Source organism: Ulvibacterium sp. (assembly GCF_965248315.1).
In the GTDB taxonomy this organism is placed as follows: domain Bacteria; phylum Bacteroidota; class Bacteroidia; order Flavobacteriales; family Flavobacteriaceae; genus Ulvibacterium.
Window position 1 is genome coordinate 3,039,240 of the sequence record NZ_CBDFIX010000002.1, and the last position, 14,418, is coordinate 3,053,657.

Genomic DNA, 14,418 nt, shown 5'->3' on the forward strand with positions numbered 1-14,418 from the left:
TTTAAAGGGTTTGTTCCTATTTTACCTAGTTCAATAGGACAATTTCAAGAGTGAGATTGCGTACATTTAGGAGGTCTATTTTGAATAAAGCCTCAATTTCAGGTAAGTGTAGAACTTTTTAATTCAGTATATCATGCATCCATTTAGATTCAGAAAACTATTTCTATTAGGTTTCGTGCTCCATTTTTGCATCGTATATGGTCAGGAGATACTGATAGAGGCCGAAAGTTTTGATGACCCGGGCGGATGGGTCATAGACCCCCAATTTGAGCAACAAATGGGCTCCCCATTTTTATTGGCCCATGGTATGGGCCGACCTGTAAAGAATGCGAAGACCAAGATAACTTTGGATACCGGAGGGGGCTATCATATCTGGGTCCGTACGAAGAACTGGGTGCCAGGTAACTGGGAGGCTCCGGGGAGATTTCAATTGAAAGTTGATGGCACGTTTATCGGAAAGACCTTAGGACTTCGTTCTGGTTGGGGTTGGGAATACGTGGATAGTGTTTCGGTCACTTCTAGGGAAATTGATTTGGAATTGGTGGATTTGACCGGTTTTAACGGACGGGTGGATGCCATTTATTTTTCTACGGTAAAGAAGGAACCCCCGGCCTCTTTGAAGAAATTGGCCGAGTGGAGAAAATCGATTAAAGCCGAACCCAATGCACCCCCTAGGACGGAGTCCTATGATCTTGTGGTGGTGGGAGGAGGAATTGCAGGTTGCGCCGCTTCCATAGCCGCTGCGGAACAGGGCTTGCGCGTTGCTTTGATCCATGATCGCCCATTCCTGGGCGGCAATGCTAGTGAGGAAATTCGGGTACATACATTGGGTATCTATGGGAATTTTGAACGGATTTTAAAAAAGCTGGATACGGAGCATTATCCCAATGGAAGTGTCGATGCCAAATTGGACCAGAAAAAGCGGGATGACAATGTAAAAAGTTATGAAAACATTGCATTGTTTCTCAATCATAGGGCCTATGAGGCCAAAGCCGAGGGTGATACCATTCAATATGTTGATGCCCGACATACATCCACAGGGGAACGTATCCGGTTTGTTGCCCCGCGATTTGTAGACTCCACTGGGGATGGCTGGATTGGCTATTGGGCAGGAGCCGAATTCTCGTATGGTCGAGAAAGTGTAGATACCTATGGGGAAGATTGGGCGGAACACGGTGAACTTTGGAGCCCAAAAGAACCGGACAATGCCGTTATGGGTTCATCGGTACTATGGGGTTCCAAAAAAACAGATCGGGAACATGTGTTCCCGGAAGTGCCATGGGCAATGCCGGTGGCCAAGCGGTATGCCAAGGTGGCAGGAGAGTGGCAATGGGAGTTCAGTAGACCGGATTTACACCAAATCCATGATGCCGAAGAGATACGAGATCACATGCTTCGCGCAATTTATGGTTCGTTTTATAATGCCAAACAGGATACGGCCAATGCCAATCGCAAGTTGGAATGGGTATCCTATTTGGTTGGGAAGAGAGAATCAAGACGACTGGTGGGAGACCATATTTTCACATTCAAGGATGCCAAGGAAGGTCGGAAATTTCCGGACGGGGTGGTCATAGAGACTAGGGATGTTGATATCCATTATCAAACGGTGCTGGAGGATGAGGAAAATCCTGATTTTATCTCCGAGGCCTTATTTTACAAAACTCCGGAATATTATATTCCCTACAGAAGTCTATATTCCCGGAACATTGCCAATCTCTTCATGGCAGGGAGAAATTTTAGTTGTTCGCATGCAGGACTGGGAGGTCCTCGGGTAATGCGTACTACCGGGCAAATGGGAGCCGCCGTGGGATTGGCGGCAGCCTTGTGTAAGAAATACAATGTGGGTCCCAGGGAAATCTATTCAGGTTATCTGAACGAATATTTGGCCCTAATAGAAGAACAGAAATTTGAAAAAATCCCAGAAACGAAGAGATGAAATTTTTTTTGACCTTCCTATTTGTTTTCACACTCTTTCTATCAAATGGGGGAAGTGAATTTCAAAAATCATTCCCAACTGAAACGTACAACGAGGTTTTGGATAGAGCTCCCGAATATTATCTGTTGGAATGGAAATCTGGCACAAGATTATTAAAAAAAAAAGCGGATTTGTTCATTGAGGTAGATTCCTTCGATGCACAGGAAGTTGCGGCCATGATTAACGAGAAAGAAGATCCTGTGCTCTACGCTTCGGATATCGCCACGCCGGTTTGTGCCGATGGGGAATGTAAATTGATGCATATTCGCCTATATTGGACCTTATTGGGTGAATATGCCGGTTTTGATACATATCCGGAACTTCCGCTGACCAAGCACGACCATGACGAATTCCAAAAGGCGGATTATGAGAAACTCCATAAACTATTGACCGATGACAAATCAGTATTAAAAAGGAGAAAGCTGGATCAGCTGGTAGAAAAGCCTATCATGCGGAATGTAAACGGGGTGGATGCACTTTCCGGTGCCACGGTGGCCGAAGTAAAGGAATCCGTGGTTTCCGGTGCACTCTATTCCTGTTATGTGGCCTGGCATTTGGCCCATGGGAATATTCGGGACAAAATAAGGGCATATACCCTTTCGATTTTGAATACTGATATGTTGATGGGCATGCTCTATAGCCAAAATACCAGTTATCAACTCTTTGCCTTGAAAGGAATGGATCCAAGCCAATTCATTGAACATCATTCGCAACTAGTGCAAATTTTTAAAACAGCGGTTCCACTTGTACGAAGTATTATTGCCAAAGAGCTGCCGGATAAATATCGGAACTCGCCAGACTTGCAAAAACCATTTTGGGAGGTGTTTTCGGAGATAGATATTGGTAGTCGCAGTTTGCTATTGCGACATTTGGAAAGTGCTCCGCCATTTGTGCCGGATATTGTTTCTACCAAACTTGGGGCATTAACAAAGAATCAAATGACAGTATTTCTGGAATTTCTTTCACCGAAAAAGCATACTCCGGAATTGCTCAAGAACTTACGCTCTTTTGCCGATTCGGAAAGTGAAGCGTATTCCTATTTGGTTAAAAATTATCTGGAGGAACAGGAACAATAGTATGAAAACCCAAAGCAATAAAATCATAAATATGGCTTATAAAAGACAAAAAAACCTCATTTCTATTTCTTTATTGATATGGGTTGGTATACTAGCTTGTAAGCAAGAAGAAAAAACGGAAAAAATAACAGAGAACGAAATTTTAAGACCGAATATTATTATCATATACGCGGATGATTTGGGTTATGGGGAAATGGGTGCTTATGGTGCAACCGAGTTAAAAACACCCAATTTGGATAAGTTGGCCAACGGTGGTATCCGATTTACCCATGGATATGCTTCTTCCGCGACTTGTACCCCTAGTAGGTATGCTTTGTTGACGGGGATTTACCCTTGGCGTAACAAAAGGGCAAAGATTCTTCCCGGAACTGCTCCGTTGATAATTGATACTACCCAAGCTACTATTCCAAGGATGTTGAAAAAACAGGGTTACCAAACGGGTATTGTCGGAAAATGGCATTTGGGACTGGGAAATGGAAATGTAGATTGGAATAAACGGATCGCCCCAGGTCCAAATGAAGTTGGTTTTGATTATAGCAATATCTTGGCGGCTACCCAGGACAGGGTACCCACGGTCTACATTGAAAATGGACACGTAGTAAATCTGGACCCCAATGACCCTATAGAAGTCGATTATGCCAAAAATTTCCCGGGGGAACCTACGGGACTAGAAAACCCTGAAATGCTAAAAATGAAATGGCACCATGGACATAACAACAGTATTGTGAACGGAATTCCCCGTATTGGTTTTATGAAAGGTGGGGAAACAGCCAAATGGATAGACGAGGATATGGCCGACTATTTTTTAGCAGAGGCCCAAAACTACGTTGAGCAAAACAAAAACACCCCTTTTTTCTTGTACTACGCCTTACAGCAACCACATGTACCGCGCACGCCGCATCCGAGATTTGTAGGCAAATCCGGAATGGGTCCAAGGGGAGATGTTATCGTTGAAGCGGATTGGGCAATCGGTGAGTTCATAAAAACATTGGAGACCGAAGGATTATTGGAAAATACCCTGATTATATTCTCCAGTGATAATGGTCCGGTGGTCAATGATGGATATTATGACGATTCAGTCGAAAAATTAGGAAGTCACAAACCGGCAGGTGACTTAAGAGGAGGGAAGTATAGTTTGTTCGAAGCGGGAACCCGTGTCCCATTCCTTACCTATTGGAAAGGGAAAATTAATCCTGGAGTTTCGGATGCCATGGTATCCCAACTGGATTTATTTTCGTCCTTGGCCGCTTTGGTAGGCAGCGATGAAAGCACCGAAGACAGTAAGAATTTATCGGATGTTTTATTGGGTAAAACCCAAACCGGTCGGGATGAACTCGTAATAGAAGCTACTTCCAGAACCGCTTTTCGTAAAGGCGATTGGGCAATGATTCCGCCCTATGAGGGGCCGGCAATCAATGCAAATGTAAATATTGAATTGGCCAATGCGGATGACTATCAACTTTACCATCTCAAGGAAGATATTGGACAGCAAAATAACCTGGCGAAAAAGGAGCCCGAAAAATTGCAGGAGATGATTACTGCTTTCGAAGCTGTTCGGGGTATGGGAGATACGGAAATCCAGCAACTGGAATTAAAGTAGGGATATCAAAATCCGGACTCATGATAACGTGTTTGATAAACAAGACTAGGACCTTTTAAATTTGTTTTACAAAACAATTTGAGACATAGTATTTTGTAGAGTATTTCATAAAAAGTATCGTAAATTTTGAATTTTAAAAAAATAAAATGAACAGACTATCATTACCCATTTTCGTTGTTTTGTTTATGTCTTTGTCATGGCTACATGCCCAGATAATTAAAGGAGAACTTAAAAAATGGCATAAGGTAACACTGGTCTTTGAAGGACCACAAACTTCCGAAAGCGCAGAGGAAAATCCCTTTTTGAGCTATCGTTTGAATGTTACGTTTACACATTCCGCGTCCCAGGAAAAGCTCGTAGTCCCTGGGTACTTTGCTTCTGACGGGAATGCCGCCGATACCGGTGCCGAAGCCGGAAACATTTGGAAAGTCCACTTTGCGCCTGATAAAGAAGGGGAGTGGACATACGAGGTGGATTTTAAAAAAGGAAAATGGGCCGCAGTACGTACATCGAAAAAGATCAAGAGTGCTGAATATATGGATGGCAAAACGGGGAGTATTAGTATACGTGAAACGGACAAGACCGGAATGGATTTTAGGGGAAAGGGAAGGTTGCAATACATCGGTGAACGCTATCTAAGGTTTCAAAATGGGGAGTATTTCTTAAAATGTGGGTCTGATGCTCCTGAAAACCTATTGGCCTATGATCAGTTTGATGGCACTTTTAAAAATGATGGTCATAAGGACGAATTGGTCAAGAAATGGGAGGCACATAAGCAAGACTGGAAAGAAGGAGACCCTACATGGAAAAATGGGAAAGGAAAAGAAGTCATAGGCGCAATTAATTATTTGGCCTCAAAGGGAATGAACGCTTTCTCATTTTTGACTATGAATATTGGGGGTGACGATCAAAACGTTTTCCCCTATGTAGACTATGACACTTGGGATCGGTTTGACACTTCAAAATTGGATCAATGGGAGATCCTTTTTGAACACGCCGACAAATTAGGTATGTTTTTACATTTTAAAACCTTGGAGTTTGAAAACCAAGGTTTGTTGGACAATGGTGGTACGGGACTGTACACCAAATTGTATTATCGTGAGCTCATTGCACGTTTTGGACATCATTTGGCCATGAATTGGAACTTGGCCGAGGAAACCGGGGATTGGACCGAGACCCCGCCAACTTTTCCCTTGGATGCAGTCGAAAGAATTCGATTGGCCGAATACGTGTCCTCCATGGATCCCTACAAACACCATTTGGTAATTCACAATGGGGCCTGGTATGATGAGATTTATGGGCCTAACACAAAGTTTACCGGGGCTTCCTTGCAGACCAATAAAGCTGATTTTAGCAATGTGCATAAATCTGTTTTAAGGATTCTGAACGAATCCGGGAAAGCAGGTAAAATTTGGGCCGTAGCCTGTGATGAACCCGGGGATCACAAGCATTCCTTGATTCCCGATACAGAAGATCCTGAACATGATAATGCCCGAAAAAATGGTCTTTGGGGCGCCATGATGGCCGGTGCATGGGGCACGGAATGGTATTTTGGTTATGAGCATCCACATTCAGACCTTACCTGTGAAGATTATCGTTCCCGAGATCTGTTCTGGGATCAGGGCAAAATATGTCTTGGTTTTTTCAAGGATAACAATATCCCTTTTTGGAACATGAAATCCAATGATTCCCTTATCTCCTCGGAAGGAGATTACGTTTTGTCACAAACTGGGGAAAACTATGTGGTGTATTTAAAAAATGGAGGTGAGTCCATTTTGGATTTAGGAGCTTCCAATGGCGATTACGAGGTTTCTTGGTACAATCCTCGTCTGGGTGGAACCTTACAGAAGGGAAAGGTGAAATTCATATCCGGTTCTGGAAAGCAATCACTTGGTAAACCTCCTGTAAAAAGGGAGCAAGACAAGGATTGGGTAGTTTGGGTTAAAAGAAAAGACACTTCTTTTACAAATGGGCAGTAGACATTGGTTCGTCCTCCAAAGGGTAATCCGAATCATAAACATGCGCCTCCTCCATATATGCTTTCAGTTTTTTGGCAACGGCTGGATGTTTTTTAATAAGGTTATTTTCCTCTCCCAAGTCCGTGGATAGGTCATAGAGTTCCCATGAGTCGGACTTGTAGATATAGATTAACTTCCATTTTCCGCTGCGTATGGCCTGAGCATCATGGTTACCTTCTGCAAATTCCCAGTATAGATAATTGTGTTTTTTTTGCGTATCGGATCGTCCTAAAAGAGTGGGGAGAAAGGAGATACCATCCGTTTTAATGTCTAAGGAATACCCAATTAGATCTGCATAGGTGGGTAACATATCCCAAAAAGCGCTCGGAAGGTCGGATACAGTATTCGGAGCTATTTTTCCAGGCCATTGGGCAATAAGTGGAACGCGGATACCTCCTTCGTACAGATCTCGTTTGGTGCCCTTTAGCGCGCCGTTGCTATCAAAAAACTCAGGATTTACACCCCCTTCCTTGTGGGGCCCGTTGTCACTGGTAAAAATGACCAAGGTATTTTTATCCAATTTTAAATCCTTTAATTTATCCAATATTCTACCCACATCGGCGTCCAGGAGACTTATCATGGCTGCTTTGGCTTTTTCGGCCTCTGGCCAGTCCCTTTCCTTGTAAATACCTAAATCCGGTACTTCCATACCATGATCGGCCGTTAATTCTCCTTCATTATTGGCGTGGGGAATGGTCAAGGGGAGATATAGAAAAAAAGGTCTTTGTCTTGGGGTAGCCAAAAACTGTAACGCCTCTTTGATGATAAGGGAATGCGAATATGCATTCTTTTCGGTCGCAGCACTGCCTATTCCCTTGGCATAGCCTTCCTGAGCGAAGATTACCTGGTTATTCAAAGGTATTTTTTTTCCGTCCTTTATCAGATGATCGGGATAATAATTGTGTGCATGTATCTGATTTAGATAACCAAAATAGGTATCGAATCCTTGTGCGGAAGGTTCTCCGGTGGAGCCTACTTCGCCTAGGCCCCATTTTCCCATTAGGGCCGTGGAATACCCTGATTTTTGGAACATTTCCGCCAAGGTAAAATCATTGAAAGTCAATATGTTATTATTGTTCCCCCGTACCGGTGCATTACCTTGATGCAGACCGGTCATCAGTGAAGCCCTTGATGGAGCACAAACCGTATTGCCCGCATAGTGGTCGGTAAATCGGATACCGTTCTGTGCCATTTGATCTAACCGGGGTGTCCTGATTTTTTCCTGTCCATAACTTCCCAAATCCCCATAGCCCAAATCGTCGGCTAGGATATAAATGATATTAGGGGTATCGATAGCCTTGGAAACTTCGGAGCTCTCCTTTTTAATCTTACCGCAGGCGCCTACTATCAATAGGATTAAACCAAATAGAACGCTTTTTTTCATCATATAAACATACATTAAATCAGCAGTAATTTATTCAATAAATTCAACTAGACAAAACGATGAGATCCGGTCATCAAATAGAATACAATACTAAAACCGACGAATACTTTCACACGTGGGCCAAAGGTATTTACCAATAGTTTCAATAACTTGGGCTATACGGATTCCTGGGCCATTTTAGAAATTGCCCTAGCTCTCTTTACTTCAATTTTCTTCAACATCCAATCAGGATAATCGGTCGGGTCTTCCGCCTCATAAATCCTTAGGAGCTGATCGTCTTGTGGCTTTTTTAGTTCATCTGCCTCACATCCCAAAATAATGGCAGCGGTATCTACTCCGGAATGGGATGCACCTGCTACACCATGGGACAGGATGCTTGCCCCGCATAAATACAAGTTTTCAATTTCACTTTTTGCCTTAAAAGCAAAAGGGCCAATGTGCCTCAGACTTTTTTCGGTTCCGTAGACATTGCCACGTGTAGTATTAATGTAATATTCGTTGGTGATTGGCGTTCCCAACTCCATTTGTACTATATGATCCTGCACTCCAGGGATGGCACGTGAAAGGCCGTTAAGCATCTTTTGGGAAAGTATTTCCTTGAACTTGATATAACCCTCGGATCTAGGTTCAGTCTCTTCCTTGTATTTTTCAAAAGTGCTATAGTCGATTAACGTTATGGCCTCAATAGTATGGTGTTTACCGTCATAACTTGCGGGATCTTTTAAGGAGGTGCAACTAATGAACATGGCTTCAAAGGCCTCTCCATTGGAAAGATCAGGGGTCATAAGGTCATCATAAAGATCGTCCGTATCCTTGTTGGGCATTAACCAAATATTGCCCGAGTCCAGACCCGCCTTTCGTAAATCCATATCCACGGTCAAAAAAAGCATTAAAGACGTGCAGGAGTATTTGGTTTTGGACAGTTTTTTTTGAAGTTTGGAACTTAGATTTTCCTTGCCGACCAGATTCAGGTAGGTAATTCCAGGGTCTGCATTGGAAACTATGGTATTGGCGTATAGGAGTTGACCGTTTTCCAATGCTACCCCAACTGCACGCTTTTTCTTTTCGCCCTGGGTCAAAATCCGATTTACGGCTGTGCTTGTCAGTAGGTGCCCCCCGTGTTTTTTCAACGCATTTGTCATGGCCTTGATCAAGGCACCGCCACCTCCCATGGGATAATAGGCCCCATTAAAGTAGTGGCTCATCAATGCACAATGCAGGGGGAAGGCCGCTTTTTTAGGTTGAAGGCCATGGTCCCCACATTGGATGTTCAAGATGTTTTTGAGTAACGGATTTTTGATATGCCAATTGATGACTTTTCTAAGACTAAAAAGTCCATATTTGCCCATATGCCTAGTTTTGTAGGGAATGGTCAACTTCTGCCAAAAGCCTTTGAAATAGGGTAGGGAATAGATTTGTACACTTACATTGCGCACTAGGTTTAGATAGGTGTGAATGGATTTTCTTTCTTCCGGAAAACGTTCCGAAAGGCGATCGATCAATTGTTCGAGATTTGAGGGATAGTCAAAACGTTCTTCCCCGATCCAGGCGTGCTCGTAGGCATCGGGATTCATCCTAAAGAACACTAGGTCATTGGCTATGCCCAGACCTCTATATAAATCATTGGTGGCCTCACCCTCTGCCAAAAGCCCTACATAATGTACTCCCGGAGTAAACCGATGGCCATCCAAATAAAAACTGTGGCACCATCCACCGGGAACATCGTGCTGCTCTAGTACCAATACCTTTTGTCCGGCTCTGGCCAAACAAATGGCCGTTGCGAGTCCACCGGCCCCAGAACCAATGATAATCGTATCCCACTTGTTATCTTCGGGCGAGTTAAGGTTCTTAACGGATACTGATTTATCGTTTTCAGCAGTTTCTCCCATTGGTTTTGTCTTGTTGGGCCTTGGCCCTTCTTTGCCAGATTCTCAATTGCGCATGGCCGCCTCAGGAAACATATCCTTCCAAATGATGGTTTTATGGGTCTCTGCGGAACGCTTTGCAGCTTCCAGTATTTGCATTACCCGTTCATTGTTTTCCAATGATGAGACATCGTATGTCGGTAGTTGATGGTTCTCCTGAACTACTTTTTGAAACAAAGCAAAAGGGTCATGGAAGCCTTGTGTAAGGGGTTCCGCTTCCAAAGTGCTGGACTCTTGTTTTCTCCCTGTCATGATTTCCATGTCACTTGAATTTTTGCAAATCACGTAGCCTGTAGTTCCATATATTTCCATATCCTTTACATGATGTGGCCAATTCCAAGAAGCTTGAATAATAACTTGATTTTCGGGATAGTCCAAAATTATTGTGGCATCATCATCCACTTTTGGATACAAATTAGGTTTCAATTGTTGGGTGATGCAAGTAACGGATTCCGGCTCTTGTCCTTTCATGAACCAAGTCGCCAGATTGGCGCCATAGCAACCAAAATCGGTAAGGGCACCTCCACCATTCAAAACGGGATCAGTAAGCCATTCCAAAAACTCTGGATTGCATCCTATTTCAATGGGACCAAAATGGCCTGTATGGAAAACCATCCGACGGATATTCCCAATTTTTCCTTCAGTATGGACAAGGTCATAGGCTTTATAATTACTGCCATACCAAGAAGTTTCATAATTGGTAAGTAAGTGGATTTTGTATTTTTTGGCCAAGGCAATCATTTCCTGGGCGTGCTCCCAACTAACAGCCAAGGGTTTTTCTACCATAACGTGTATGCCCAATGGAGCACAATACTTAACGGTCTCCAAATGGTCATAAATGGAATTGAATGCAGTTACCACTTCGGGCTGTACGGTTTTCACCATCTCATCCAAAGAATCAAAGACAATATCCATGGAATATCCATGCTGGTCGGCATATCTTTGGGCGAGCTCCCTATTAGGTTCCACAATTCCCACAATTTCGATATCGCCCAATTTTTCCCTTCCCAGAATCCAGTGTACATGGGTATGGACCAGTCCCACCACGCCAATTCGTAACGGTTTTTGGGCTTTCCCGATTTCTTTTAATTCCATATTGTTATCATGAGCCGATATCAAGGAGGTAATAGAAAATAACAGTATCAGACCCATCCACTTTTGCGATATGCTACTCATTCTCCTGAATTTAATGCTTGCGAAATAGCGGTTTCGACTAGGGGTTCCATTACCTTGTAGCCCTCTTCAGTAGGGTGTACGCCGTCATGCGCATATTTTTCAGGTAGCCCGTTACGCTCATCCGCCATAGCGGAAAAATAATCCAGATAAATGATATTGTTCAATTCCGCATAGGTCTTGATCATTTGGTTGAGTGCAACAATTTTCTTGGCCGGCTCCATTCCCGGTTTCCATGGATAATCATAGGCAGGTAGAGTGGAGGAGAGTACTACCTTAATACCATTGGCCTTTGCAAGCTCGGCCATAGAAATGATATTGTCGGAAATCATATCCAACGTAGATGGTCCCGTATTCCCTGCAATATCATTTGTCCCAGCCAAGATTACTACTACCTTGGGCTTTAATTCGATAACATCCTGCCGAAAACGTAACAGCATCTGTGGTGTGGTCTGACCGCTAATCCCCCTGTTGATATATGGTTTTCCTTCAAAAAAATCTGGGCGCGTCTTGAGCCATCCAATAGTTATGGAGTTGCCCATAAAAACTACCCGGTCCTCTTCTTCTGTAGGAGCAGCCAATTTTTCGTTTGCTTCATTAAAATGATTCAAATCTGGCCAATCTTGGGCGTTTACCGATGTCATAATTCCGAACAGAACCATCATTATAATCGTGTTTTTCATAGTTCCCAATTATTTATTTTAAGCCTTTGCGTTGATGTGCGATATCCGCAGCGATAATATTTCCTTTGGTCTTTCCAAATTCCGTTCGAATATAATTTAAAATATCCCGTATTTCGTTATCCTCTAAATTTTTATAGGCCGGCATTTCTCCCTGATAGGAAACACCATTCACTTGTATAGGTTGATTAAGACCTCCCAAAGTAACATCTATGAGTCTGGCCACGTTGCCGGATACCCACTCACTATTCACCAAAGGTGGAATCTGCCCAACATTTCCTTTACCATTTGGGGCATGACAGGCAGCACAATGCGTACCATAGAGTTTGGCGCCGTTGTCCAAATCTTCATTGGACGTACTAGATCTGTAAATTTCCGGGCTCAAACTAATGGCGATAAGTTCTTCTTTCAATACAACCGATTTTTCTAGAGTTGCCAACTGCCGTTGTATACCTTCATCGGCTATTTGTATCTTGACAATGCGATCACCATTGGCTTTGGGCAAAGAATCATATAACCAAGGCTGATGCCCCTGATGCCAATCCATGTTACTCGTGGCCAGATAAATCTCACCCTGACTACCAACCGCAACATCGCGCAATCTTCCCAAGAATTTTTGAAAAAAGAGATGCTCTTCATTGATTTTGTCACCTGAGCCATTTAGGGACAAAACCCGAAATGAACGGCCTTTTAGGGTGGTCAACAGCAAACTGTTTTGCCATTCAGGAATTTGATTGCTACCATAATATTCTAGTCCGGAAGTGGCAATGGTCGGTGTCCATGCCATTAGAGGCTCTTGGGTAACCGAGTCCTTGCTATACACCTTTTCGTTTTCCAAATCGATAAAACCATGGATGTCCGGCCAACCATAATTTGAACCTTTGTGTATAAGGTTAACCTCATCATCATTGTTCGGCCCATGTTCGGAAGCATATAGCTTGCCATTGCCGATGGTTATGCCCTGGATATTTCTATGGCCGGTACTCCAGGTAGGATTGTCGGGGTATGGATTGTCATCTGGAATACTTCCGTCAAGATTGAGACGCAAAACCTTTCCGTTTAAGGTTTCAATATGTTGAACGGTTCGGGTGTCCCCAGCATCTCCGGTTCCTATCCAAAGCTTGTCCTCGAAAATGAGCATACGGCTACCGTTGTGATACGTGTTTCCGGGGATATCCTTTAAAAGAACTTTTGGTTTTACCAGACTATCCCCTTCCAAGGAGAACCGCACAATTTTGGAGGAAATAAGATCCAGAAAATTATTGTCCTTATCTGCCACGGTATAGTGGATATAAAGAAACGGATCCGTTTCAAAATGCGGGTGTAGAGCCATACTGAACAATCCTGATGATTTTCTGTAAAATACATCATCCAAAACCGCTAAATTTTGAATTTGGCCGGTGGCGACATCAACTCTATTTATGGTGCCTTTTTGTTCGGTAAAATATAACCATCCATCCGGACCAGGCATCAAATCCCAGGGCACTTCGAGGTTTTTGGCCACTTCCGTTATCAGTAATATAGACGAATCCAATTGCACTTGGGCCAAATAATTTTTCCCATCCCAATTGGGTCTAGGGGGTGTTGAGCAGGCAACGATCAACAACATGCAACAGGTTACTCCCACAAATATTAAGCCTCTTCCCATAGTTGTTCTGCTTTTTTCAAATCTTTTTTCAGGGCGGTATATACAACTTCTGGAGAGACTGAAATCTCCGATTTTCCATGTGAGGCACCACCCAATGGATATTCTGCATGCAGAATAACGGGAACGTTGATCTTATATGCTTTTAAAAGGCTGAAATACTTTTTGAAATCTACCATTCCTTCACCTAAGGGAACATTTATGACCTTCCAGCGACCCCCGACATTTTCCCATTTATAATCTTTTAAAGCGATGGATTTAATGTGATCCTTGATAAGCCTTAAACCATTTTCCCATGAAAGACCGCCCTCCACCATCGCATGCCGTATGTCATATTGTGCTCCAAAGTATTCTTTGTCCGCTTGTTCCAGCAAGGCCTTGACTTCCCAAATGGAAGCTCCCACCCAGGTTCCCGAGTGATTCTGATAACAACCTTTTAAACTCAAAGATCGATTCAACTTACTAAGGGATTTGATGGTCTGTGTATGTTCCTTAAGGGTATCTGGCATAGGTTGGTTTTCATCATACCGGAACCAATTACAACGATAATGGGTAATGCCCTGCTGTGAAGCAACCTCCAAGACTTTGGCATCCACGGGATCATCGGCATTGTCAACCGCGGTCGTCATCAAATGGCATTGCGAACCTCCTTTTTTTATTTCTTCTATTGCCTTGGGTAAATCTTCGACCACATTTTCTGGAAGAACATGCCCTCCTGGTCTAACGGTAAGATCTAGTCCTGCAAAGCCCATTTCCGAAGCTTTTTCGCCAGCCGTGCGATAGTCTAAAAACTGAAGGTGTTTTGAAAATAGATATACCGGAAACGTATCGTCCAAATTATCCGGTATTTGCGATAGAGTTTGGAGGGGGTGTAAGAAAGGTAGGGCTCCCAAGGCCTGTGTAGTCGTTTTAATGAATTTTCTTCTTGTCGTATTCTCCAAT

General features: G+C 43.3%; 10 protein-coding genes. 4 read left to right on the forward strand and 6 right to left on the reverse strand.

Annotated elements, in window-relative coordinates; all coding sequences use genetic code 11:
- Nucleotides 1–133 precede the first annotated feature (133 nt).
- The 4 genes from ACP2AF_RS14595 (at nucleotide 134) to ACP2AF_RS14610 (ending at nucleotide 6,630) form a co-directional block, all read left to right on the forward strand.
- On the forward strand, nucleotides 134–1,936 hold the full coding sequence (locus tag ACP2AF_RS14595) for an FAD-dependent oxidoreductase (RefSeq protein ID WP_425236887.1): 1,803 nt from the start codon (nucleotides 134–136) through the stop codon (nucleotides 1,934–1,936).
- Nucleotides 1,933–3,051, forward strand: coding sequence for a hypothetical protein (locus ACP2AF_RS14600; RefSeq protein ID WP_425236888.1), 1,119 nt, complete (start codon nucleotides 1,933–1,935; stop codon nucleotides 3,049–3,051). Before ACP2AF_RS14595 ends, ACP2AF_RS14600 begins: the two co-directional genes overlap by 4 nt.
- Before the next feature lie 31 nt (nucleotides 3,052–3,082).
- Nucleotides 3,083–4,651 carry a sulfatase family protein gene (locus ACP2AF_RS14605; RefSeq protein ID WP_425236889.1) on the forward strand — a complete coding sequence of 523 codons (1,569 nt, stop codon included), beginning with the start codon at nucleotides 3,083–3,085 and terminating at the stop codon, nucleotides 4,649–4,651.
- Nucleotides 4,652–4,797: 146 nt separating this feature from the next.
- Nucleotides 4,798–6,630 (forward strand): DUF5060 domain-containing protein, encoded by a 1,833-nt coding sequence (locus ACP2AF_RS14610; protein ID WP_425236890.1) that lies wholly within the window; start codon nucleotides 4,798–4,800, stop codon nucleotides 6,628–6,630.
- On the opposite strand, the gene ACP2AF_RS14615 is transcribed toward ACP2AF_RS14610, so the two are convergent.
- From ACP2AF_RS14615 to ACP2AF_RS14640, 6 genes are all read right to left on the reverse strand, one after another.
- Nucleotides 6,614–8,056: an arylsulfatase gene (locus ACP2AF_RS14615; RefSeq protein WP_425236891.1), complete on the reverse strand. Its 1,443-nt coding sequence runs from the start codon at nucleotides 8,054–8,056 to the stop codon at nucleotides 6,614–6,616. The two genes, ACP2AF_RS14610 and ACP2AF_RS14615, sit on opposite strands and share 17 nt — an antisense overlap.
- Before the next feature lie 152 nt (nucleotides 8,057–8,208).
- Nucleotides 8,209–9,942 (reverse strand): phytoene desaturase family protein, encoded by a 1,734-nt coding sequence (locus ACP2AF_RS14620; protein ID WP_425236892.1) that lies wholly within the window; start codon nucleotides 9,940–9,942, stop codon nucleotides 8,209–8,211.
- 42 nt (nucleotides 9,943–9,984) lie between these two features.
- Nucleotides 9,985–11,154 carry a Gfo/Idh/MocA family protein gene (locus tag ACP2AF_RS14625; RefSeq protein WP_425236893.1) on the reverse strand — a complete coding sequence of 390 codons (1,170 nt, stop codon included), beginning with the start codon at nucleotides 11,152–11,154 and terminating at the stop codon, nucleotides 9,985–9,987.
- The gene (locus ACP2AF_RS14630) at nucleotides 11,151–11,834 is read right to left on the reverse strand and encodes an SGNH/GDSL hydrolase family protein (protein WP_425236894.1); all 684 of its coding nucleotides are present in this window, start codon (nucleotides 11,832–11,834) and stop codon (nucleotides 11,151–11,153) included. Before ACP2AF_RS14630 ends, ACP2AF_RS14625 begins: the two co-directional genes overlap by 4 nt.
- Before the next feature lie 13 nt (nucleotides 11,835–11,847).
- The gene (locus ACP2AF_RS14635) at nucleotides 11,848–13,479 is read right to left on the reverse strand and encodes a PQQ-dependent sugar dehydrogenase (protein WP_425236895.1); all 1,632 of its coding nucleotides are present in this window, start codon (nucleotides 13,477–13,479) and stop codon (nucleotides 11,848–11,850) included.
- Nucleotides 13,464–14,417 (reverse strand): sugar phosphate isomerase/epimerase family protein, encoded by a 954-nt coding sequence (locus tag ACP2AF_RS14640; RefSeq protein ID WP_425236896.1) that lies wholly within the window; start codon nucleotides 14,415–14,417, stop codon nucleotides 13,464–13,466. The genes ACP2AF_RS14635 and ACP2AF_RS14640 overlap by 16 nt, the downstream gene beginning before the upstream one ends.
- Nucleotide 14,418: the final 1 nt, after the last annotated feature.

What these genes read in the sequence shown, in the direction of transcription:
- ACP2AF_RS14595 (WP_425236887.1), top strand. Translation starts at nt 134, where the DNA reads ATGCATCCATTTAGATTCAGAAAACTATTTCTATTAGGTTTCGTGCTC.
- ACP2AF_RS14600 (WP_425236888.1), top strand. Translation starts at nt 1,933, where the DNA reads ATGAAATTTTTTTTGACCTTCCTATTTGTTTTCACACTCTTTCTATCA.
- ACP2AF_RS14605 (WP_425236889.1), top strand. Translation starts at nt 3,083, where the DNA reads ATGGCTTATAAAAGACAAAAAAACCTCATTTCTATTTCTTTATTGATA.
- ACP2AF_RS14610 (WP_425236890.1), top strand. Translation starts at nt 4,798, where the DNA reads ATGAACAGACTATCATTACCCATTTTCGTTGTTTTGTTTATGTCTTTG.
- ACP2AF_RS14615 (WP_425236891.1), bottom strand. Translation starts at nt 8,056, where the DNA reads ATGATGAAAAAAAGCGTTCTATTTGGTTTAATCCTATTGATAGTAGGC.
- ACP2AF_RS14620 (WP_425236892.1), bottom strand. Translation starts at nt 9,942, where the DNA reads ATGGGAGAAACTGCTGAAAACGATAAATCAGTATCCGTTAAGAACCTT.
- ACP2AF_RS14625 (WP_425236893.1), bottom strand. Translation starts at nt 11,154, where the DNA reads ATGAGTAGCATATCGCAAAAGTGGATGGGTCTGATACTGTTATTTTCT.
- ACP2AF_RS14630 (WP_425236894.1), bottom strand. Translation starts at nt 11,834, where the DNA reads ATGAAAAACACGATTATAATGATGGTTCTGTTCGGAATTATGACATCG.
- ACP2AF_RS14635 (WP_425236895.1), bottom strand. Translation starts at nt 13,479, where the DNA reads ATGGGAAGAGGCTTAATATTTGTGGGAGTAACCTGTTGCATGTTGTTG.